At 58.7% G+C, this 21818-nt stretch carries 21 protein-coding genes; 10 read left to right on the top strand and 11 right to left on the bottom strand.

Annotation, left to right across the window (positions count from 1 at the left end; genetic code table 11):
- The first annotated feature begins 45 nt into the window (after positions 1-45).
- The 4 genes from metG to nth are packed head-to-tail and all read left to right on the top strand — an operon-like array spanning position 46 to position 5458.
- A complete protein-coding gene (gene metG, locus NAT21_RS06605) occupies positions 46-2079 on the top strand; it encodes a methionine--tRNA ligase (protein ID WP_250936563.1) in 2034 nt (677 codons plus the stop codon).
- Positions 2080-2130: 51 nt separating this feature from the next.
- Positions 2131-3738: a diguanylate cyclase domain-containing protein gene (locus NAT21_RS06600; RefSeq protein WP_250936562.1), complete on the top strand. Its 1608-nt coding sequence runs from the start codon at positions 2131-2133 to the stop codon at positions 3736-3738.
- A 56-nt stretch (positions 3739-3794) separates the two neighbouring features.
- Entirely contained in the window at positions 3795-4826 is a 1032-nt protein-coding gene (locus NAT21_RS06595) for an RnfABCDGE type electron transport complex subunit B (RefSeq protein WP_250936561.1), read from the top strand.
- Positions 4823-5458, top strand: coding sequence for an endonuclease III (gene nth / locus NAT21_RS06590; protein ID WP_250936560.1), 636 nt, complete (start codon positions 4823-4825; stop codon positions 5456-5458). The genes NAT21_RS06595 and nth overlap by 4 nt, the downstream gene beginning before the upstream one ends.
- Before the next feature lie 2 nt (positions 5459-5460).
- Here the strand turns inward: nth and NAT21_RS06585 are convergent, their stop codons facing one another.
- Positions 5461-5760: an HlyU family transcriptional regulator gene (locus tag NAT21_RS06585; protein WP_250936559.1), complete on the bottom strand. Its 300-nt coding sequence runs from the start codon at positions 5758-5760 to the stop codon at positions 5461-5463.
- 100 nt (positions 5761-5860) lie between these two features.
- Here NAT21_RS06585 and nfo point away from each other — a divergent pair, with 100 nt between their 5' ends.
- On the top strand, positions 5861-6721 hold the full coding sequence (gene nfo / locus NAT21_RS06580) for a deoxyribonuclease IV (RefSeq protein WP_434084390.1): 861 nt from the start codon (positions 5861-5863) through the stop codon (positions 6719-6721).
- A gap of 97 nt (positions 6722-6818) precedes the next feature.
- The gene (locus NAT21_RS06575) at positions 6819-7115 is read left to right on the top strand and encodes a hypothetical protein (protein ID WP_250936558.1); all 297 of its coding nucleotides are present in this window, start codon (positions 6819-6821) and stop codon (positions 7113-7115) included.
- Positions 7116-7201: 86 nt separating this feature from the next.
- Here NAT21_RS06575 and pepN read toward each other — a convergent pair whose 3' ends face one another.
- From pepN to leuA, 3 genes are all read right to left on the bottom strand, one after another.
- Complete coding sequence (pepN, locus tag NAT21_RS06570; RefSeq protein ID WP_250936557.1) at positions 7202-9835, bottom strand: aminopeptidase N; 2634 nt, start codon at positions 9833-9835, stop codon at positions 7202-7204.
- Positions 9836-9899: 64 nt separating this feature from the next.
- Entirely contained in the window at positions 9900-10265 is a 366-nt protein-coding gene (locus NAT21_RS06565) for a YbaN family protein (protein WP_250936556.1), read from the bottom strand.
- A 98-nt stretch (positions 10266-10363) separates the two neighbouring features.
- Positions 10364-12073 (bottom strand): 2-isopropylmalate synthase, encoded by a 1710-nt coding sequence (gene leuA, locus NAT21_RS06560; RefSeq protein WP_250936555.1) that lies wholly within the window; start codon positions 12071-12073, stop codon positions 10364-10366.
- 298 nt (positions 12074-12371) lie between these two features.
- Here leuA and NAT21_RS06555 point away from each other — a divergent pair, with 298 nt between their 5' ends.
- Positions 12372-12866, top strand: coding sequence for an Lrp/AsnC family transcriptional regulator (locus NAT21_RS06555; protein ID WP_250936554.1), 495 nt, complete (start codon positions 12372-12374; stop codon positions 12864-12866).
- Between the two features lie 22 nt (positions 12867-12888).
- Here NAT21_RS06555 and NAT21_RS06550 read toward each other — a convergent pair whose 3' ends face one another.
- Positions 12889-13686, bottom strand: coding sequence for an SDR family NAD(P)-dependent oxidoreductase (locus NAT21_RS06550; protein WP_250936553.1), 798 nt, complete (start codon positions 13684-13686; stop codon positions 12889-12891).
- Between the two features lie 170 nt (positions 13687-13856).
- Here NAT21_RS06550 and NAT21_RS06545 point away from each other — a divergent pair, with 170 nt between their 5' ends.
- Positions 13857-15110 (top strand): FAD-dependent oxidoreductase, encoded by a 1254-nt coding sequence (locus NAT21_RS06545; protein ID WP_250936552.1) that lies wholly within the window; start codon positions 13857-13859, stop codon positions 15108-15110.
- Here NAT21_RS06545 and NAT21_RS06540 read toward each other — a convergent pair.
- The gene (locus NAT21_RS06540; RefSeq protein ID WP_250936551.1) at positions 15099-15542 is read right to left on the bottom strand and encodes a YbaN family protein; all 444 of its coding nucleotides are present in this window, start codon (positions 15540-15542) and stop codon (positions 15099-15101) included. The genes NAT21_RS06545 and NAT21_RS06540 overlap by 12 nt on opposite strands.
- Before the next feature lie 159 nt (positions 15543-15701).
- Here NAT21_RS06540 and NAT21_RS06535 point away from each other — a divergent pair, with 159 nt between their 5' ends.
- The gene (locus NAT21_RS06535) at positions 15702-16583 is read left to right on the top strand and encodes a DMT family transporter (protein ID WP_250936550.1); all 882 of its coding nucleotides are present in this window, start codon (positions 15702-15704) and stop codon (positions 16581-16583) included.
- Here NAT21_RS06535 and NAT21_RS06530 read toward each other — a convergent pair.
- Positions 16531-17028 (bottom strand): GNAT family N-acetyltransferase, encoded by a 498-nt coding sequence (locus NAT21_RS06530; RefSeq protein WP_250936549.1) that lies wholly within the window; start codon positions 17026-17028, stop codon positions 16531-16533. The two genes, NAT21_RS06535 and NAT21_RS06530, sit on opposite strands and share 53 nt — an antisense overlap.
- 118 nt (positions 17029-17146) lie before the next feature.
- Here NAT21_RS06530 and NAT21_RS06525 point away from each other — a divergent pair, with 118 nt between their 5' ends.
- A complete protein-coding gene (locus NAT21_RS06525) occupies positions 17147-18658 on the top strand; it encodes a RimK family ATP-grasp domain-containing protein (protein WP_322974088.1) in 1512 nt (503 codons plus the stop codon).
- On the opposite strand, the gene NAT21_RS06520 is transcribed toward NAT21_RS06525, so the two are convergent.
- The 4 genes from NAT21_RS06520 to NAT21_RS06505 form a co-directional block, all read right to left on the bottom strand.
- Entirely contained in the window at positions 18659-19543 is an 885-nt protein-coding gene (locus tag NAT21_RS06520) for a DUF2797 domain-containing protein (RefSeq protein ID WP_250936548.1), read from the bottom strand. It lies immediately after the preceding gene.
- Complete coding sequence (locus NAT21_RS06515) at positions 19531-19797, bottom strand: YeaC family protein (protein WP_250936547.1); 267 nt, start codon at positions 19795-19797, stop codon at positions 19531-19533. Before NAT21_RS06515 ends, NAT21_RS06520 begins: the two co-directional genes overlap by 13 nt.
- Positions 19798-19812: 15 nt before the next feature.
- Positions 19813-20661, bottom strand: a complete 849-nt coding sequence (locus NAT21_RS06510) for a rhomboid family intramembrane serine protease (RefSeq protein WP_250936546.1) — start codon at positions 20659-20661, stop codon at positions 19813-19815.
- Positions 20662-20824: 163 nt separating this feature from the next.
- Entirely contained in the window at positions 20825-21814 is a 990-nt protein-coding gene (locus tag NAT21_RS06505; RefSeq protein WP_250936545.1) for a metallophosphoesterase, read from the bottom strand.
- Positions 21815-21818 lie beyond the last annotated feature (4 nt).

The following is a 21818-nucleotide window of genomic DNA, read 5'->3' as shown; positions in this document are numbered from 1 at the left end:
CCCACGGCATCTGCTTCTATATCCTGTTGACGTCATCGAGGCCTCATGACTGCGCGAAAGATTCTGGTAACCAGCGCCCTGCCCTATGCCAATGGTTCCATCCACCTGGGCCACCTGCTCGAATACATTCAGACCGATATCTGGGTACGTTTCCAGAAAAGTCGCGGCAACGATTGCCGCTACGTCTGCGCCGACGATGCCCATGGCACGGCCATCATGCTGCGCGCCGAACAGGAAGGCATTACACCCCAGGCACTGATTGACCGCGTCAATGCCGAGCACCAGGCCGATTTTGCACGGTTCAACGTCAACTTCGACAACTATTATTCTACCCATTCTGCCGAAAATCGCGCTCACAGCGAGCGGATTTACAAGGCGCTGGACAACGCCGGCTATATTCAGACCCGCGACATCGAACAGATGTTCGATCCCGAACGGGAAATGTTTCTGGCTGACCGTTTCATCAAGGGCACCTGCCCGAAATGCCACGCCGATGATCAGTACGGGGATAACTGTGAAGCCTGTGGAGCCGCCTATACGCCCGCCGAGCTGATCGACCCGGTATCAGCCATTTCCGGTGCGACGCCGGTCGTCAAAAGCTCGACCCATTACTTCTTTGATCTGCCCCGCTTCGCCACGTTCCTGCAGGAGTGGACCCGCTCCGATCACCTCCAGCCCCAGATCGCCAACAAGCTGCAGGAGTGGTTCGAGTCCGGTTTGAATCAGTGGGACATTTCCAGGGATGCGCCCTATTTCGGGTTTGAAATCCCCGACGCGCCCGGCAAGTACTTTTATGTCTGGCTTGATGCCCCGATCGGGTATCTGGCCAGCTTCCAGAACCTGTGCGAGCGCGAAGGCATCGATTTCGACAGTTACTGGCAGAAGGATTCCGACGCCGAGGTCTATCACTTCATCGGCAAGGACATTGTCTATTTCCACGCTCTTTTCTGGCCGGCGATGCTGGAAGGCGCCGGCATGCGAACACCCACGGCCGTCAACTGCCATGGTTTTGTCACCGTCAACGGCGCCAAGATGTCCAAATCCCGCGGGACGTTCATCAAGGCCGAGACCTATGCCGAGTACCTGAACCCCGAATATCTCCGCTACTACTTCGCGGCCAAGCTGACCTCCGGCGTCGATGACCTGGACCTGAACCTTGATGACTTCGCCGCCAGAGTGAATGCCGATCTCGTGGGCAAGGTGGTCAATATTGCCAGCCGCTGCGCCGGTTTCGTGAAAAAGGCCGGTGGCCGCCTGTCTGACACTATCGCAGAGCCCGACCTGGTACGGCGGTTTGTCGATGAAGGCGATGCCATCGCAGCCGATTTCGAGGCACGCGAGTTCAGCCGCGCCGTACGACGCATCATGGCGCTGGCCGACGATGCCAACACCTACATTGCCGACAAGGCTCCCTGGGCGCTGGCAAAGGAAGAAGGTAGAGCGCAGGACGTACTCGATATCTGTTCCGTCGGCATCAACCTTTTCCGGCAGTTGATGGTGTACCTGGCCCCGATCGTACCGTCCCTGGCGGAAGGAGCGCGTGAATTCCTTGGTCTGGATACCCTGAGCTGGGACAGCCGCACCACCTTGCTTGAAGGCCATGCAATCAACCACTTCACGCCACTGATGACCCGCGTCGAGCGCGAGAAGATTGACCAGATGATCGAGGCTTCCAGGGAAGTACTGATCGAGGAACAGAAAATCAAGGACGGTACCGCCGGCCGACCCACGCCACTGGACGAAGATCCGATTTCCAGCGAAATAGACTTTGATGCGTTCAGTCAGATTGACCTGCGCATAGCGCTGATCAAAAAGGCGGAAGGTGTCGAAGGCGCCAAAAAGCTGCTCAAACTGACACTGGACCTTGGTGGCACGGAAAAAACGGTATTCTCGGGCATCAAGTCCCAGTACAGCCCGGAAGCCCTGGAAGGCCGGCTGACCGTCATGGTCGCCAACCTGGCACCACGAAAGATGCGCTTTGGCCTGTCCGAAGGCATGGTACTGGCTGCAGGTGACAACGATGGCATTTATCTGCTGAGCCCTGACAGCGGAGCCAAACCCGGCCAGCGCGTCAGCTGACACCTGATTATACTTTAGCCACGCGGTGCCGATAGTTGACCTGATCATTATATGATGAGGCTATCGGCATTGCTCCACTCCCTTAGACATCGATTACTGGCAGCCCTGGCCATCACAGCGTTGGTGGCCATCGTCCTTCAGGTTGCCTTTGCCTGGTACCTTGTCGTGCCCGGCTTGCTGGAAGCGGAAAAAAAGCGTGGCCTTGCCGCCACGGACCAGCTCATCAGTACCATCAATACCAGACTGGATGCACTGGGTGGCGATACTCGCGACTGGGCCAGCTGGGATCAGTCAGTGGACTTTATTGTCGGTAACATGCCCCACTATCCTGAAGAGAACTTCAGTGAAGAGATGCTGCAGGACACGCATCATCTCATGATGGCCTATTTCGATGCCGATAACCGCCTGGCCTGGGTAACAGGCATTGACCCTGCCACCAGCCGCTATGGCTCCTGCCCCGGACTTGAAACAGGCTGCCAATGGGCAACGCCCTTCATCACGGCACTTCAGCACCACCTGTCAACGCAGCCAGACAAACTGGAAACATGGCTGCTGTCCTCGCCCCTGCCGGCCATGGTCGCTACCAGTCCGATCGTACCGACCGACCGGGGACAGGCAGCACGCAGTGGCTGGCTGGCCGTCATCGAACTGATCGATACGCCATGGCTTGAAAATGCTGCGAAGCAGACCGGGTTCACAAGTACCGTCGTCGCGCCCCCTCTTGGCCAGGCGCCGCCCCCGGGCGAAACCATCATCACCAGAAACAACGATGTCATGGACGTAAGGCACTACATCGAGGCCATGCCGGACACCTCGTTACTGGAAATCTACATCAGCATCCCACGCGATGAATTTCACGCCAGTCATCGTCATTTCTTCTTCATTACCACGGCATTGATGACCCTGTTCCTGGCAATCATGGTGGTTATCAGCCTGTTGGTGGAAAGCATGGTTCTCAGGCCAACCAGAACCCTGCATGAAGCAACACGCACCCTGCGTCGCCGTATTCATGATGACATGTGCCTACCGCCCGAGCTGACCGATCGACGTGATGAACTGGGCGGACTGGCCCGTGATTTTCAACAGCTTGTCAATGAGGAACGCGCCCGAAGCGGTACGTTATTGAAACAGACCCGGACGGATGAACTTACCGGACTGTTCAATCGCCGGGAGTTTGATGAAATGCTGGAGACGTATCTGATGAACCCAGCACAATATTACCCGGTCAGCATCATTTTAATTGATATTGATCACTTCAAACTCTACAACGACCACTTTGGTCACCCCGAGGGGGATCAATGCCTGATCACCGTAGCCCGTTTGATGAAAGGCTGCTTTAATCGCCCCAATGATCTGGTGGCGCGCACCGGTGGAGAAGAATTTTCCGTCCTGCTGCCGCATACCTCTACCGATGAGGCCATGATTCTGGGTACACGCCTTAAAAATCGCCTCAAGCAGCGCTATATACCGCATCCGACATCGCCAACTGCTCCCTGGCTGACCCTGAGCATTGGAATCAGCAACTCCGGTCTCACCGGTCATCGTTCTGTAAGACATCTGGTAAAGGCTGCCGATGTGGCGCTTTATGCTGCCAAGGCCCGGGGGCGTGATCGCGTATTGACGGAAACCGGAATTACCAGGCCCCTGAATGAAGCCTGAGCCCATGACGCGTATACTGTGGGCCAGTTTTTTCAAACGCCACCCGAAGAGCGTCCATGAGTACCGCGATACCGCTGATTGATGAAATAGACCTGCAGCTTCCCCAGACCCAGTGCGGCAAGTGTGGCCATCCGGGCTGTCGGCCCTATGCCCGAGCCATCATAGAAGGGGAAGCAATCAACAAGTGCCCCCCTGGCGGACAAACCACGGTGGCTCGCCTGTCGACACTGCTTGATCGTCCGGAATTACCGCTGGAGGGCGATCCAGAGCAGCCTCGCATTGCCGTGATTCGCGAGGAGGAATGTATCGGGTGTACGAAGTGCATCAAGGCCTGTCCCGTTGATGCCATTCTGGGCGCAGCCAAACAGATGCATACGGTGATCAGCACCGAGTGCACCGGCTGTGACCTCTGTGTTGCTCCCTGCCCGGTCGACTGTATCGATATCATCCCGGACCCTGCATTCATCGCCGCGGCGGCCAACGGCCGTGAAGATGCCTTTCTGGATACCCGTGCAGCCAGAGCGCGGGCGCGCCATGAAGCCAGAAACCGCCGCGAGGCTGCTCGCGTCAAGGCCCGCAAGAACGGGCCTGAAGCACGGCTGGCCCGTGAGCTGTCACGGCTGGCCCCTGAGGCACGCCGGGCGGAAACGTTTGATCCTGCGGCCCATCAGGCCACGGCGGAAGACGATGTGACCGAGCTGAAGGCCGCCCTGGCCATGGCACAGGCCAGGGACAGAAAGCTGTCCCGCAAGCTCGCAGCAGCAGATAACGCATCATCAGCACAGATACACGCGCAGAAAGCCAGTAACGCGACTTACATCGATCAGTTATCGGCGCGCATTGCCCGTGCAGGGCAGCACACGCCGGAAACGTCATCGGCAGCAGCCATCAAACCGTTGACCTTCGCCCTGAAAGCGGCCGACAGCCGTGTCCAGCAGGCGCAGCGTCAGCTGAAACGCCTTTTGAATCTGGACAGCAGCACCCCACAACAATGCCAGCAGGCACGGGAACAGCTGAAACAGGCAGAGAGCAACCGTGCCCGGGCACAACAGGCACTGGATAATGCACGGGAGACCTCCACGTCATGAACGCTGACAAGCGATACCGGATCTTCGAGCGGCTTCGTGCCGAGAACCCGAAGCCGACCACGGAACTTGACTGGACGACGCCATTCGAACTGCTGGTGGCGGTTGCCCTGTCTGCTCAATCCACTGATGTCGGCGTCAACAAGGCCACCGCCCGACTGTTCAAGGTCGCACGTACTCCCGAGGCCATGGTCGAACTGGGGCTGGACGGCATCAAGGAGCACATTCGCACCCTGGGGCTTTTCAACAACAAGGCCAAAAACCTGCTGGCCATGGCCGAGCAATTGATCGCCCATCACGACTCAACCGTGCCCGATAGCCGACAGGCGCTTGAAGCATTGCCAGGCGTCGGGCGCAAGACCGCCAATGTCATTCTCAATACCGCCTTTGGTGTACCGGTAATTGCGGTGGATACGCATATCTTTCGAGTATCCAACCGGACCGGGCTGGCGCCGGGCAAGAACGTCAACGAGGTCGAAACCCGGTTGATGAAGGTCGTGCCTCGCGAGTTCAAACAGGATGCACATCACTGGCTGATTCTGCACGGCCGCTATACCTGCATCGCCCGCAAGCCGCGCTGCGGCAGCTGCACCATTGAAGACCTGTGCGAATACAGGGACAAGGTCGACCTGTGATATCAGCGTGATGACGTAAACAGTCGCTCGCCCTGCTCATCGATCAGCCTGTGCGCCTTCTGGCGAGTCAACTCGATACAGCCCTCCCGGTCCGGCACCATGTCGGACCGCTCGAAGCGATACGGAGCGGCGTCATCCGGGGCACGCAGTATCTCGCCACTGACCCGAAACTGACCGCCGGCCGGTTGTGGAATCGGAACCACCCACAACCCCTTGTACTCGGTGGGTTCTGCACGGGCTCCTTCGACGCCCGTTGACGATGCGCCCCCTCCCGAGAGGGCTCTGAATAGTCGCTTGAACATGTTATCTACCCTGTTGATCCAAACCATTGATCCAGCCTATCACGGTTCTCCACGCAGTCACCGCCTGACCTGGTATACTGACTGCCCAATGCAGGAGAACATGATGACGGATTATCTGGTAGGCGCACACGTCAGTGCTGCCGGGGGCGTGGACAAGGCCGTTGCCCGGGCTCATGAAATTGGCGCCAATGCCTTTGCACTTTTTACCAAGAACCAGCGGCAATGGACGGCCAAACCGCTGACTGATGAAACAATTCGTCTGTTCAGGGCGGCCTGCCAGCGCTATCGCTTCACGCCGGAGCAGATCCTCCCGCACGACAGCTACCTGATCAACCTGGGCCATCCGGAAAAGGACAAGCTGGAGAAGTCCCGTGCAGCCTTTCTCGACGAACTGCAACGCTGCGAGCAACTCGGGCTCACCCTGCTGAATTTTCATCCGGGCAGTCATCTGCGGATGATCAGTGAAGAAGACTGTCTGGATATCATTGCCGAGTCGATCAATGAGGCCCTCTCGCAAACCACGGGGGTCACCGCCGTCATTGAAAATACGGCCGGACAGGGCAGCAATCTGGGGTATCGCTTCGAACATCTGGCCCGCATCATCGAACAGGTCGACGACAAGACCCGCGTGGGGGTATGCATCGATACCTGTCATGCCTTTGCCGGCGGCTATGACCTGCGTACAGCCGGGGCCTGTGAGGCGACCTTTGCCGAGTTTTCAGACGTGGTGGGGTTTGAATACCTGAGGGGTATGCACCTCAACGACGCAAAGGTCAGTCTGGGCAGTCGCAAGGACCGTCACCACAGTCTGGGAGAAGGTGAAATCGGCGCAGAGGCCTTTCGTTTCATCATGCAGGACGCCCGTTTCAAGGGCATCCCCATGGTACTTGAAACCATAGATCCGGCCATCTGGGACCAGGAAATTGCCTGGCTACAAAGCTGTACATCGGCCGTGTCCTGAGCGACGATACAGACCATGATCTGCCCGTAGACTGGTCAGGCCAGGGTAGCGGCAGGTATGCTTGGCATCGTTTCATTGAAATGGCAGAACCCACTCGATGCAGGATGACACTTCCTTTTTCGGCGATATTGGCGGCGCTCTGGGCACTGCCCTGAGGCATGTTGTCGAGGCTGTCGGCTATATATGGCACAACTTCTTCGGCGCCATTGATGACTTTTTCAAGGGATTGACCACGTCCCTAGGCATCAATCCGTCCTTTTTCAGTCTGGCATTACTGGTGATCGGCCTGCTGTTTCTTTATGGCGCCCTGCGCGCCCTACTGCGTGGCGCCATTATCGGTGGCGCCATTCGACTGGCGCTGGGGGCTCTGCTGCTGAGCTGGCTGATGCATTAGACCGACGCGTCACCGCACGGGTTTATTATCATGAAAAACGGGCGCCCGAGGCGCCCGTTTTTCATCGCCATTGCCGGCGCACGGAATCAGTCCGCCAGCGCCTTCTCCACGACTTCAAACACACTGCGTGACAACGATTCGCCACGAATGCGTTCAAGCTCACCACGCATGGCGTCACGACGCACCGGGTCAAGCCGCCTGAAGCGCGTCAGAGGCAACACCATGCGAGCGGCAATATCCGGATTCAGCTGGTTCAGCTCAATAACCACATCCGCCAGCAACCGGTAACCCTGACCATCCTCGCGATGGAAGTTGACCAGGTTCTGATTGACAAAGGTGCCGATCAGCGCACGAACCCGGTTGGGGTTCTTGATGGAAAAGGCCTCGTGCCCCATCAGAAAGCGGACCCGCTCAAGGGCATCCGGCTGGGGACGAGACACCTGCGTAGCGAACCACTGATCCATGACCAGCGGATCATGCGCCCAGCGCTCCCCGAAGGCACGCACTGCCGGCTCTCCCAGAGCGGTATCGTCTGCATGAGCCAGCTGCGTCAGGGCAGCGCGCACATCGGTCATGTTGGCGTTGTCATCGAACTGGGCCTGAGCGAGGGCAAGAGCATCCGGCCGCCCCGTAGCACACAGATACCCCAGCGCCACATTCTTGAGGCTACGCTGGGCAATCTGCTCGAAATGGGGTGAATAGGGGGCATCGCTCCGCTCCCGGTCATACAGCGCTGCAAATTCATCATACAGTGCCTCACCCAGCGCCCTGGTGGCAGCGCGCCTCGCGTGATGAATGGCATCGATGTGTACTTCGGCCTGCTGCTCGGCAATAAAGGCTTCCGAGGGCAGACGCAGCATTTCAGCCAGAACGGCCTTGTCATCGGCAGGCTCGGTAATCAGTGCCCGCATGGTATCAATCAGCCTGTCACCCACCACCAGTGGCTCATCCGCATGCCAGGCAGCCATCAGGCGCTCCAGCTCGCTCAGCGCCAGCTGCTGTCCCGCATCCCAGCGATTGAAGCCATCAGAGTCATGACGCATCAGGAAGGCCAGCTGCTCATCGCTCAGAGCGTGATGCAGCTTGACCGGCGCCGAAAAACCGCGCAACAGCGATGGAACAGGTGCCGCATCGAGGTTCTCGAAGACGAACCGATGCTCGGCATCGGTCATGACCAGTACCGTGGATGTTCCCAGGGACTCGCCGTTCATGATCAGCGGCAGGTCCTTACCATCAGCGCCGACCAGCCCCATGGCCACGGGAATCTGCAGTGGCTCCTTCTCGGTCTGGCCGGGGGTCGGGGGGGTGCGCTGTGAAAGAGAAAGCGTCAGGCAGCGGGCATCGGCATCATACGCGCTGGTGGCCGTCACTTCCGGCGTACCGGCCTGAGCGTACCACAGCATGAATCGGGTCAGGTCCTGACCGGAGACTTCCGCCATGCAGTCGATAAAATCCTCGACCCGAACCGCCTGCCCATCAAACCGGTCAAAATAGAGGTCAGAGCCCTGACGGAACTGCTCCCAGCCCAGCAGGTTTCGCAGCATCCGGACCACTTCGGCGCCCTTCTCATAAACGGTCAGGGTGTAGAAGTTGGTAATCTCGATGAAATGATCGGGGCGCACCGGGTGAGCCGTCGGGCCGCTGTCTTCGGCAAACTGGGCTGTACGAAGCAGGGCAACATCCTCGATCCGCTTGACCGGTGCCGAATTGACGTCCGAGGAAAAGAGCTGATCACGAAAGACCGTAAACCCTTCCTTCAGCGCCAGCTGAAACCAGTCTCGGCAGGTGACCCGGTTACCGGACCAGTTGTGAAAGTATTCGTGGGCCACAATGCCTTCGATACGCTGGAACATCATGTCTACAGTGGTCTCGGGGTTGGCCAGTACTGCGGAGCTGTTGAAGATATTCAGCCCCTTGTTTTCCATCGCCCCCATGTTGAAATCATCAACCGCCACGATCATGAATCGGTCGAGGTCGTATTCCCGGCCGAAGCGCTCTTCGTCCCAGCGCATCGAGCGCTTGAGCGCGCTCATCGCAAATTCGGTCTTGTTCAGGTTTTGGGTTTCCACCCAAAGCTGCAGCAGCACGTCACGCCCACTGGCCGTGGTGAAGTGGTCTTCACGCTTTTCCAGGTTTCCGGCCACCAGCGCAAAGAGATAGGCCGGCTTGGGGTGCGGGTCTTCCCAGGTAACATAATGACGCGCATCGTCAATCACGCCCTGGTCGATCGGATTGCCATTGGACAACAGCACCGGCAGGGTCGTCCTGTCACCGATCACGGTCGTCGTGAACCGTGACATGACATCCGGACGATCGGGATAAAAGGTAATGCGACGAAAGCCTTCCGGCTCGCACTGCGTGCAGAACATGCCATTGGACTGATAAAGCCCTTCCAGCGCCGTATTGCTCGCAGGAGCAATCTCGACTTCGGTTTCAAGCCAGAAACGGTCGGGCACTGCATGAAGGGTCAATGAGTGTTCATCCGCGTCATACTCGGCAGCATCCAGTGGTCGACCATCAATGGCGACACTGATCAGGGTCAGCGCTTCACCATCAAGCACCAGTGGCTCGGAAACGGAGGTAGTATCATCGCGCTGCACACATAGCCGTGCCCTGACCCGGGTAGCCTCGGAGGAAAGATCAAACCGCAGCTCGGTCTGCTCTATCTGATACGTCGGGACCTGGTAGTCCTTGAGATAAATCGCGCGGGGGTCGGACATGATGCACTCCTTGGTTACAGTACAGTCATTCTAGCCTGCCGCTGCACGGTAACCAAAAAACAACTTATTGCGAGGGTCGCGGTCGCGAGGCAAGGTATATCGCCACACCGGCAAGCAGACACCAGATGCCGACCCTGAGCCATATGGCCGATATCAGCACGCCCACCCATACCGCCCCGACCGAGATCCCGCCAACAGCCATCACCTTTGCCTTCAGTGACAGGGCCCGCTCGTGCTCCCATTGACGAATGGGGGGCCCGGCAAACCGATTATTACGGATCCAGTCGGCAAAGCGGGTGGACCCCTTTGAAGCCAGATAGACGGCCAGCAGCATGAACGGCGCCGTGGGCATGATGGGCAACACAACGCCGACAATGCCCAGCGCAAAACTGATCGCCGCCAGCACAACCCACAGCCGCTGTACCCACATTGAAGCCCCTCCCCGATTGATCTGACGCGCAACACACACAGTAAAGGGGCCCGCTGCCTTCCGGCAGCGAGCCCCTGAACCACCTTCGCCATGATTGATCAGGCGGTGGCCTGTTCCTCAAAGCGTACTTTCACACCGTTGGCCGAGGCGCGGTTGATGGCCGACAGGACCGCCTTCAGAGAAGCCGTAACGGTATCGCCATCCTCTGCCATCCCCGACACCCGCTGGCCATTGATATTAAGCTGCACAAAGGCCACCGCAATGGCATCACTGCCCTCACCCAACGCGTGCTCACTGTAATCAACGATATTGACACTCATGCCGGTGTGCTGCTGCCAGGCATTCAAAAATGCCGACATTGCCCCGTTACCATCGCCGCTGATGGCAACGCTACGCGCTTCGCCCGCCTCGGTGACACTCAACCGGGCGCTCAGGGTCTGGGCATCTTCACGGTCCACCCGATAGCCGGTCAGGGCAATCGGATCCTGGCAAATGAAAGTCCTTTCAAGCACCTCACGGATCGAGTCACTGGACAGCTCACCGGATACCTTCTCGCTGGCCTGCTGCACGGCCGGAGCCAGCTCCAGCGTCATCCAGCGCGGCAGGCTGATACCATGATCGCGCTCCAGCAAAAAGGCCATGCCACCCTTGCCGGACTGACTGTTGACGCGAATGACCGCCTGATAATCACGCCCCAGATCATGAGGATCGATCGGCAGGTACGCCACCTGCCACGGTTCATCGGCCTGCTGCTTTTTAAGGCACTTGCTGATGGCATCCTGGTGGCTGCCGGAGAAAGCGGTATACACCAGTTCGCCCACCCAGGGATGGCGTGGATGCACGGGCAATTGAGTGCACTGGGTATAGACCTGGATAATCTCATCGGGGCGTGACAGATCAAGCTCCGGGTCTACCCCCTGGCTATAGAGGTTCATGCCCAGCGTCACGATATCCATGTTGCCGGTTCGTTCACCATTACCCAGAAGCGTGCCCTCTACCCGGTCGGCACCGGCCATCAATCCCAGCTCGGCGGCGGCGGCGGCTCCCCCCCGGTCGTTATGGGTATGCAATGAAACAAGCGCACAGTCACGCCACTTCATGTGCCGGATAAAGTACTCGATTTGATCCGCAAAATGATTGACCGGACCAATTTCCACGGTAGCCGGCAGATTCAGAATGCAGGGGCGCTCCGGGGTCGGCTGCCAGACATCCATGACGGCTTCGCAGATCGCAATGGAGAAGTCGACCTCGGTGCTGGTGAAGCTCTCTGGCGAGTACTGAAAGCGCCAGTCTACCTCGGGATAACGGTCGGCATACTGCTTGACCCAGGTCGCACCCTGCACGGCGATGGCGGTGATGCCGGCCTGGTCCTTTTCAAAGACGCGCTCACGCTGCGCCACTGATGTGGAATTATAAACATGAACAATCGCCCGCTTGACCCCTTCAAGGGCCTGATAGGTCTTTTCGATCAAATGCTCACGGCACTGAACCAGCACCTGGATATAGACATCCTCCGGAATCTGATCTTCCTCGATCAGCCAGCGCACGAAGTCATAGTCAGGCTGACTGGCGGCCGGAAAGCCTACTTCGATTTCCTTGAAACCGACCTTGACCAGCAGCGCCCACAGCGCCTTCTTTTGATCAACGCTCATCGGCTCCAGCAGTGCCTGATTGCCGTCACGCAGATCGACACTGGCCCATAGCGGCGCCTTGGTGATCTGGCGATCAGGCCACTGGCGATTGGCCAGTTCAATCGGCGCTACCGGGCGATACTTGCGATGATCAAAGGAAGAAACTGACGATGTCATGGTGAAACCTTTTTACTCAAAGTGCCGTGGAAGTCATGGCCCGGCCTGCCAGAAGGCAGCCGGGCCATACGTCATGTTGCCGTGAATGGGCAGTGATTGGAACGGCGGATAGCCCTTTTCCGTTACATCGGCCACCGCCGGGTTGGCGGGCCGATCGGGGCAGGCCCCGTGTCACTTGTGGCGACAACACCCATGCTACGCCGACCCTGCCCGTCAATGATTGCGAAGTAAGGGTTTATTTTTCGCCCCACCGGCAGTAAATTGCCGACACATATCATATCGAGGCATAAAATTGCTCATGAGCACACATTCACTGTCTGATAGCCTTGATGGTTACGATCGCCGCATTCTCGACGAGCTTCAGCGGGACGGGCGAGTAAGCAATCAGGAACTGGCTGACCGGATCGGACTCTCACCCTCTCCCTGCCTGCGCCGCGTGCGTGCGCTGGAAGATGCCGGCTTCATTCAGGGGTATCGAGCCATGGTCGATGCCCGGCGCATGGGGTATGGATTAATGGTTATCCTGCATATTGCCATGGATGAACACACCGATGAGCGCTTTGCCAACTTCGAGGCCGCCATCACTGCATTGCCCAACGTACTGGAGTGTTTGATCATTACCGGCCAGTCGGCGGATTTTCAGCTCAAACTGCTGGTACGCGACATGGACGAATACGAAGCCCTGCTGCTCAGAACCATCAACCGCATCGACGGTGTTACGGCGTCTCACACAAGCTTTGTACTGCGAAAGGTGCTTGACCGGCAGATTGTGCCCACTGCTGCTGCACAGTGAGCACATCACATCCCGATCAGCTCTAGTTCTGTACCGACAGCACCGCGCCACCATCTACACGTACATTGCTGCCATTGATATATGACCCATGACTGGAGGCCAGAAAGACAATGGTGGCTGCCACTTCTTCCGCCTTGCCACGGCGCTTTTGCACAATGCCGGGGCGCTCTTCATCAAGAAAGCTGTCGATGGCCTCTTCAACACTGACGCCCAGCGCTTCTGCCCGCTTCTCCATCATCCCGTCGGTCATGGGCGATTCGACAAAGGCAGGCGATACCGTATTGCAGAGCACGCCATGGGCGGCCTCATCGTAGGAGAGGTTCTTGATGAACGCCGAAAGCGCTGCCTTCGAGACGTTATAGACGGCCTCCTCCCAGTAGGGCTGGATCGCATTTTCCGAACTGATGCAGATGAACCGGCCCCACTGCCCCTTGCGCATGGCAGGAATACTGGCTCTTGCCAACCGCACCGAAGACATGAAGTTGATATTCCAGCATGCTTCGTAATCCTCATCGCCCACCTCCAGAGGATGGCCCTTGGCCCCGGTGATCCCCGCGGTATGCACCACAATATCCAGCTGACCATGTGCCTCGATGGTTCTGGCAACGAGATCATGCAGCGCCTCCTGAGAGGTCACATCGGCGGCCACACACAGGGGTGAGCCTGGCAGTTTTTCCGCCGCCGGCTTGAGATCATCAATACTTAGATCCGACAGCACCAGCGTGACGCCTTCTTCGGCCAGCATGCGCGCCGTTTCAAAGCCAATGCCCTGCGTGGCGCCTGTAACCAGTGCAACGCGGCCCGTGATTTGCATATCCATATGCGCAGTATCCTTGTGCGAGGATGAAAAGGTAGCCGCCTCCAGCATAGACCAGTGCCATGAAGCAGCCACCGACAATTCATTTCAGGGCCCGAGAGGGATGCCTGCATGCAAAACCCCATCCAAAGTGCCAGGATACGCGCTTGACTGATCAGGAAAGGACATGCGGGATGGATACCTCCAACTACGTTGATATCGCCATTGTCGGTGGCGGCATGACCGGCGCGGCCATGGCACTGGCCCTGAGCGATACCGGGCTGTCGGTATGTGTGATCGAGCCGCGTCCCCCCGCTTCGGCCGAGGCCGGCACCCCGCCGGATCTGCGCATTTCAAGCCTCAATCAGGCCAATTGTGATTTTCTGGACCGTCTCGGTGCCTTCGATGCCATGGACGCCAGCCGCATTCATCCCTTCACTCGTCTGGCGGTCTGGGAAGACCTGGCAGGCACTACGCTGCCGGGAGCACGCAGCCGCTGGAACCGAACCATCTTTGATGCCAGTGAAATCAAGGCCGACCGGCTGGGTGTAATGGTGGAAAATCAGGTGATCCAGAGCGCGCTCTGGTCCTGCTTTGACGATATCGATACCCTGTCCTGCCTGACACCTGCCCGGCTTGAACGCCTGACCCTGGGAGAAGACAGCGTCAGGCTGACACTGGATTGCGATGGCGTGCCCCATGATCTGGAGGCCGGACTGGTGATCGGCGCCGAAGGTGCCCGCTCCGCGGTTCGAGAGCATGCCGGTATCTCCATTGATACCCGGCCCTATGAGCACAAGGCCATGATCGTCAACGTACAGACGGCTGCCCCGACGCTCGACATGACCTGGCAGGCCTTCACCCCCAGTGGCCCACACGCACTGCTGCCCCTGTTTGCACCGGCCGATCAGCCCGACAAGGCATGGGCATCCCTGATCTGGTACGACGCACCGGCTCGTATCGATGCCCTGCAGGCCCTCTCGTTTGAAGCCCTTCAGACCGAGATCGAACAGACCTTTCCCGACGAACTGCCGCCGATTGATCACATCAGCGGCGTCGGCAGCTTTCCACTGGTCCGCCAGCATGCCGAACGCTACGTACAGGACCGGGTGGCACTGATTGGTGATGCGGCGCATGTCATCAATCCGCTGGCCGGCCAGGGGGTCAATCTGGGGTTTCAGGACGTTGAGGCGCTCTCCAGGGTCATCCATGACGCCCTCGCCGAGGGCCGCCCGTGGTGGCGCCAGCATGTACTGCTGGAGTACGCCATGAAGCGCAAGTGGGCCAATCAGTTGATGATGAGTACGATGGATGCGTTCTACCACGGCTTCCGCCATCAGGGCCTGCCGTTCAAGCTTGTCCGCAACGCAGGGCTTGCGCTGGCAGGCCACGCCGGCTTTGGTCGCCGCCGGGTCATGGCATACGCCATGGGCCTGTCACACCCCTGAGTCAGGTCGGTCCCGGCGAGGAGACGGACGTGACAGCAGAAAGCCGGCAACGCATACCAGTATTACCACGGTAACCCAGAACGACCAGTGGGTGCCGATATGCCAGTAAAGCAGGGACAACGACAGCACCATCGAAATCACCGCAGTGATCTTGGCCGCCCCTGGAATGGCCCGCTCCTCTTCCCAGGCCCTGATCATGGGGCCTGCCAGTGCATTGGCGCGAATCCAGCGCTCAAAGCGTACCGAGCCCCGGGATGCACATATTACCGCCAGCAAAAAGAAATCCGTGGCCGGCAGCAGGGGTAAGACAATGCCTGCCAGACCGATGACAAAGCACACCACCGCCAATCCTACCCAGCAGTGCCGGGGCATGCCCCAGCGGCGAGGATCAGTGTGCTGCTGACGAGAGGTTGTCTGCTTGTCTGGCTGCATTCGCGGTGCCTATGCCACTTTAACAGGAATGGTTATCGTTTGAGATGTGCACCTCATCATACCGCGAGGAATACTCGGTATCACTTCTTTTCATTGGTGGAGGGCAAAACATCGCAGTAGGCTAAGTGGCTAATTTATAACCACTACAAGGACAGGTCGATGTCTCTTTGGGTTGCCTTTACCCTGCTGGCTGCCTTCATGCAATCCTGGCGCAATGCCTTTCAGAAACGCCTGAGCGGCAGCGTTGATGCCTACGGTGTCACCCTGGCCCGCTTTCTGTGGGCCGGGCCGATGGCAGTGGCATGGCTTGCAACCATGTATGCCATTGTTCCGGCGCCGCTGCCTGTCCTGACCCTGCCACTGGCGGGTTACGTGCTGGGGGGCGCCGTTGCTCAGATCGTTGCCACGGTGTTGATGATTACGCTGTTTCGCATGAAGGGGTTCGCAACCGGTGTCGGTCTGGCCCGCAGCGAAGCGCTCATCGCCGCCATTCTTGGCGTTATCGTGTTTGGCGAGCACCTTTCGCTGATGGCCTGGGCCGGCGTAGTGATCGGTGCGATTGCCGTCTGGATCATGAAAGGCATCAAGCAGCAGAACATGCCGACAGGACGGACGCTGCTGATCGGGCTGGGCAGTGGCATCTTCTTCGCCCTGACAACACTCTCGGTACGCCAGGCAACGCATCTGATGCCGGCCTTGCCCTTCCTGCATGCCGCGGGCTGGGTACTGGCCGCGTCCATTCTCTTTCAGACACTGATACTGGCGCTGTGGCTGGGTGCCACTCGTCCGGCTACTCTGACCACCCTGATCACCCGCCCCGGCCTGAGCCTGCCAATCAGTCTGGCCAGCTTTCTGGGGTCACTGGGCTGGTTCAATGCCGTCAGCCTCCAGCAGGTGGCACTGGTCAAGACCCTGGGTCAGGTCGAGATACTGATTACCCTGCTGATCGCGCGTTACTGGCTCAAGGATCCATTTACCCGACGTGACATTACCGGCCTGGTTCTTGTGTCTCTGGCTGCGGTGCTGGTGCTGTGGGCGTAAGCCACTTGATCATTTTCCAGCCCGCACACCCGTCGCTGTAATAATCATCCAGCCAGGCAGTACGATCGTACCCACGGCGCTGGTAGAGTCGCAAAGCGCGGTCATTATCGACCCGCACTTCAAGGCGAAGCTGATCAAGCCCCAGACTCTGCGCCTGCGCCTCCAGCGCCTCCAGCAGCGCCTCACCGCCGCCCTGGCCACGCGCATCCGGTGCCACACACAGGGAATAGATCCGGCCGAAACCGCTCGCGCGACGAATCAGCAGCGTCGCGTAGCCCCATAACGTTTCATCACCACACACCAAAGTAATGGCTTTGGCGCGAGTCAGCAGATAGCGCAACTGCCGGCGGGAAAACCGATCGTCATCGTCGCTGAAGCAGGTCGTTTCGAGCTGCCATAGACGATCAAGATCATCCGGAGTGGCAAGGCGCACGGAGGCCGTCATGATGAACATATCCTTGTTTGAAAAGCGGTAGTGTTACTGCAATGCGTCGGGATGACCATCGACCGAGCCATGAAATTATTTCACGCCCGCCCTGTTGCGTGTGACTCGGTACAGCCTCATGCTTCGATTTTTCATCGCCGTTTTCGAGGTATTCATGTCCCGGCTTCGCATCGTGGTTGACCAGCTCTCCGACTGGCGCTCGTTTTATCCCAGTGATGATGTGATCACGGCCGAGGAGTATCTCGCCCAGGACACGGATATTCCGGCGCCGATGAAGGCCACCCACGTGATCAATCTGTGCAGTGAGCTGGATTATCTGGGCACCGGTTATTACGTCTCACTGCTGGCGCAGGCGCGCGGTCAGCGCGTTCAACCCAGTGTTGAAACCCTGAGCCAGATGTCTCGCCATGACCTGCTGGCACTGGAGCTCGATGGCCTGCAACGCTGGATGGCCGTGCTGGAACGTCAGGGCAGCGTGCCCGGAGACGAGCTCGTCCTGCGGCTGTTCTTCGGCCACAGCGATGTGCCTTCCCTGGCCATTCTGGGACGGCGCCTGTTCGAACACCTGCCCTGCCCCCTGATGGAGGTGACCCTGTCACGCCATAACGGACGCTGGCAGCTGACCGGCCTTCAGCCGCTGCCGTTCAGCGCCCTGCCACAGGCAGAGGAAGAGCGGTTTGCCTCTGCCCTGAACAACCATTCACGCCAGATCTGGCGCACGCCGGCCGCCAGACGCCGTTACCGGTTCGACCTCGCCATTCTGATTGATCCCGAAGAAGCCATGCCTCCGAGCAACAAGGGGGCGCTGAAGGCATTCATTCGCGCCGGTCGAAAAATCGGAATTGATGTCAGCCTGATTACGCGACACGACGAAGGGCGGCTGGCCGAATTCGACGGTTTATTCATCCGCGAAACCACGCGCATCGACCACCACACCTACCGAATGGCTCGCCGCGCCGAGCATGAAGGTCTGGTGGTGATTGATGACCCGACCTCGATTCTGCGCTGTACCAACAAGGTCTATCTGCATGCGATGCTGCGGGACCGGCACGTACCAGCCCCGGGGGGCCACCTTCTGTCGCGCCACGATGCAGGGCTCGCGGCACTGGCTGAAACGCTGAGCTATCCGCAGGTACTCAAGATACCCGATGGAGCATTCTCTCGCGGCATCAGCAAGGTGCGCTCACCTGCTGAATTGCTGGAGCAGGCCGAAGGCCTGTTCAAGGATTCAGCCCTGTTGCTGCTGCAGGAATGGATGCCCACAGACTATGACTGGCGGGTGGGCATTCTTGATGACAAGGTGCTGTTCGTAAGCCGGTATTACATGGCTCGGGGCCACTGGCAGATCTATGATCACAGCAAGGGCAAGACCAAGAGCGGCGGTTTTGACACCCTGGCACCGGAAGACGCACCGCCCCAGGTCTTGAAGGTAGCCCTGAAAGCGGCTCGATTGATCGGGCGGGGCCTGTATGGCGTGGATCTCAAGCAGTCCGGTGAACGGGTTGTGGTCATCGAGGTCAACGACAACCCCAACCTCGATGCCGGCATCGAGGACGTGGTGGCAGGTAAAACGCTCTATGATACGGTCATGCAGGTCTTTCTGGCGCGAATGAGCGCACGGCGCGCCTGATCACGAAAAAAGATCATCCGTCGCCGGTGCCGCATGGCCGGCGATCGGCTCGATATCGAGCGTGACTTCATAGCCACCGAACTTGCGGATATTGATGACACCGGTATCGAGCAGCAGGTACTGCCCCTTGATGCCCTGAAGCACGCCTTCCACCCGGTCATGCCGGTCCAGATTCCAGGCCTTGACCTTCTCGGGCCAGGTACTGACCGGAAACTCCAGTGACCACACCGATTCATTGACAGGCTGAATCTCGCCGGGTGCAAAACGATTGATCAATGCGTCAATGTTCTCGCCCAGTTCGTCCATCAGGGAATCGCGCAGGGCCGGCAGATCCACTGGCAGTGGCGCCCCCTTGAGCATCTTCTGCCATTGGGTACGATCACTCACCCGCTCCCGCAGCAGCGCCTCGACCAGTCCGGACTGATAGCGCGTGGCCACACGAAAGATGACCAGTGCCTGACTGGCTCCCTGATCGATCCAGCGCACCGGCACCTGGCCGGGTTTGGTAATTCCTACCTTGGGACCGGACGCGTTGGAGAGATAGACCAGATGCGGCGCAAAGCAATGCGTCAGCCCCCACTCCGGTTCACGACAGGTGCCCTGCTCGAAGTGGCAGGTTTCCGGCTTCATGATGCAAAGATCACACCGGGCCAGTGAGGTAAAGCACGGGTAGCAATGCCCCTGAGCAAAACTTCTGGACGTTTTACGGCCACAGTTCAGACAGAAGATTCGGCCGGTGGGCGATAATGAAACATGCGCGCCCAGGTACTGATCGATGGGCAGCCGCGCATCGCCTACCGGCAACAGATAGCTGGCAGTGCCGTTTGAAAGTACCGATGGCATCCGGCCCAGCACACCGGTATGCGGTGAGTTCAGTTCATCCATTTAATCGGAGCATCCTGGTCGGCGGGCGCACTATCCGAGGCACACTGATTACGCTCGATATAGCCGATTCGGTCCTTCTCCGGAATATCTCGAACATGCTCATAACGCATGACGGCCTCCATGCACAGCCCGACCTGCTCCCTGGAGAGACGGTTGCCATCGGGCCAGCGTCCCAGCTCGATGGCTGACTTGAAGCGCTGGTACATTTCCGGCGTCATCTGTTCAATCATTTTTTCAAAGGTCATATCGCTCATGAGATCTCCTGAAGTTCAGCGGCGATGCAGCAGCAGTGTCAGTTTACCCAGAATCAGGCCACCCAGCATGCCTGCCAGGTGTGCTTCATTGGCTACGTTTGGAAAGCCGACAGCCGCTGACAGGGGGGTCATGCACAGCACCATCCAGCCCACCATGAAGACCACCAGCGCTGTCGGCACGTTGAACCCGCTGTCCTTTTCCCGTGACCATAGCCAGACGTACCCGACCAGCGCGTAAATCACACCGGACATGCCACCGAACAACAGCGTGCCCATCGCATACTGCGCCAGATTGGAGCCGATGCCGGTCAGAATAACAATGAGCAGCCAGCGCCACTGCCCCTGAAGCTGCTCGATCTGGCGGCCGAAGTACCAGAGCCACACCATGTTGAAGACCAGGTGCATCCAGCCAAAGTGCAGAAAAACCGGCGTCAGCAGACGCCAGAACTCGCCTGCCGTGAGGGCCTGGCCCAGTGTGCCGGCCTGAAGACCGACCGAGGTCAGCATCATGGGAACGATGGTAAGCCGGGTAACCACTTCCACCCCCACCACATTCATCAGCAGGTATACCAGGGCGCACAGGACAATACAGCCGCTGGTCAGCGGAGCAGCGGCCAATGCATGGCGCAGGCTGCCTGCAGAAGAGGTCCGGGGATGATCAGTGTCCGGCGACAGCGTCAGCGCGTCATTGTTGCGAAACTGCTCGGTCAGCGTCACGGCCTGATCGAGCTGACTGTCATCCATCAAAAAGATCAGCTGCTCATTGTCGTCGCGGCGATAATGGTGAGAAATGCGGTGATCCCACAGCGCCTTGCGCAGCACCGAGAGATCAATGTCGGTGGGAAATTGAAGTACTTTTGCCATGGCCTTGTGCCCTGTCATGAAAAAACATTGCCACCTGTCCAGAAGCGACGCCGGTCAGTATAGCGCGCAAAAAAAGAAGCCCGGGGGATAAACCACCGGACTTGAGCAAGGGATCATTCAAGGGAACACTTACTCAGATGGCGGCAGCGAATCAAAGTTCCTGCTATCTGTAAAATTCTCTGGATTTTTTTTCAGCATCCCGCCCGGACAGTACCTTGAGCCACACGAATCGGTTGGCATCCAGCCGGGATTCGCCGTCAAACCGGTAAGCCACCAGCCGACCATACTTGACGGCACTGTAATCCAGGCAGGCAATATTGGGGGCCGGCAAGGCCGGAATGCCCTCACACCAGTAGTGCCCGATAAACAGCGGGAGTTCGTCAGGACCATAAAACGGTAATCGGGCCTTTTCCTCTTCACTGAGCGGGTGATCGTCCAGCTCGGCCGGCAGATGGTCCGGCTGAAAGACAACATCGCCATAGGTCTGCGGCGACTGTGCCCAGAAGTTGGCTCGAAAGCTTCGCCGGGTAAACCCGTCGCCGGAATGGATCTGAATCCCATCCGGCATGATGACGTCCACTCCCCGGGTCAGGCGATCCATGACCTGATGCTCGAAACTGTCTCGGCGCACGGTACGCTCAAGAAAGGCGCGATCAATATTCCCCTCGGGGCGCCGAGCCAGAAAACGGCGCACAAGGGCCTCATCCCAGCAGGCATGCACCACGCGAAGATCGGGAAGTTCAAGGCACAGCGGCAGGGTCATGAACCAGGCCAGATAGTCGTCCCATTCAGCCGGGGTATCGGCAAACTGGTCCAGCGTTTCCTGGATGACCCGGGTCGTCCGCGGCGTGTGCGGGCGCAGCCAGGTATTGCCATCGTGTGCCGGCAGGCAGTAGGTCAGCGCGTTGTACTCATGATTGCCCATCACGATCAGCGCTTCGCCGGCTTCCACCATGCTGCGGGCAATACTCAGGGCCAGTCGCACCCGCGGCCCACGATCGATCAGATCACCCAGAAAGATGACCTTGCGTTCGGGATGGCGGTAAACCCCGTCATCCCGGCGGTACCCCAGTCGTTCAAGCAGCACTGCAAGCGTCGCGCCGCAGCCATGCACATCGCCGATCAGATCATAGGCCTGTCCGGTGGTGGTCATGGCA

It is taken from the genome of Larsenimonas rhizosphaerae, from assembly GCF_023700005.1.
GTDB lineage: Bacteria > Pseudomonadota > Gammaproteobacteria > Pseudomonadales > Halomonadaceae > Larsenimonas > Larsenimonas rhizosphaerae.
The sequence above is the reverse complement of the archived record's forward strand: the minus strand, read 5'-3'. Positions and strand labels throughout refer to the sequence as shown.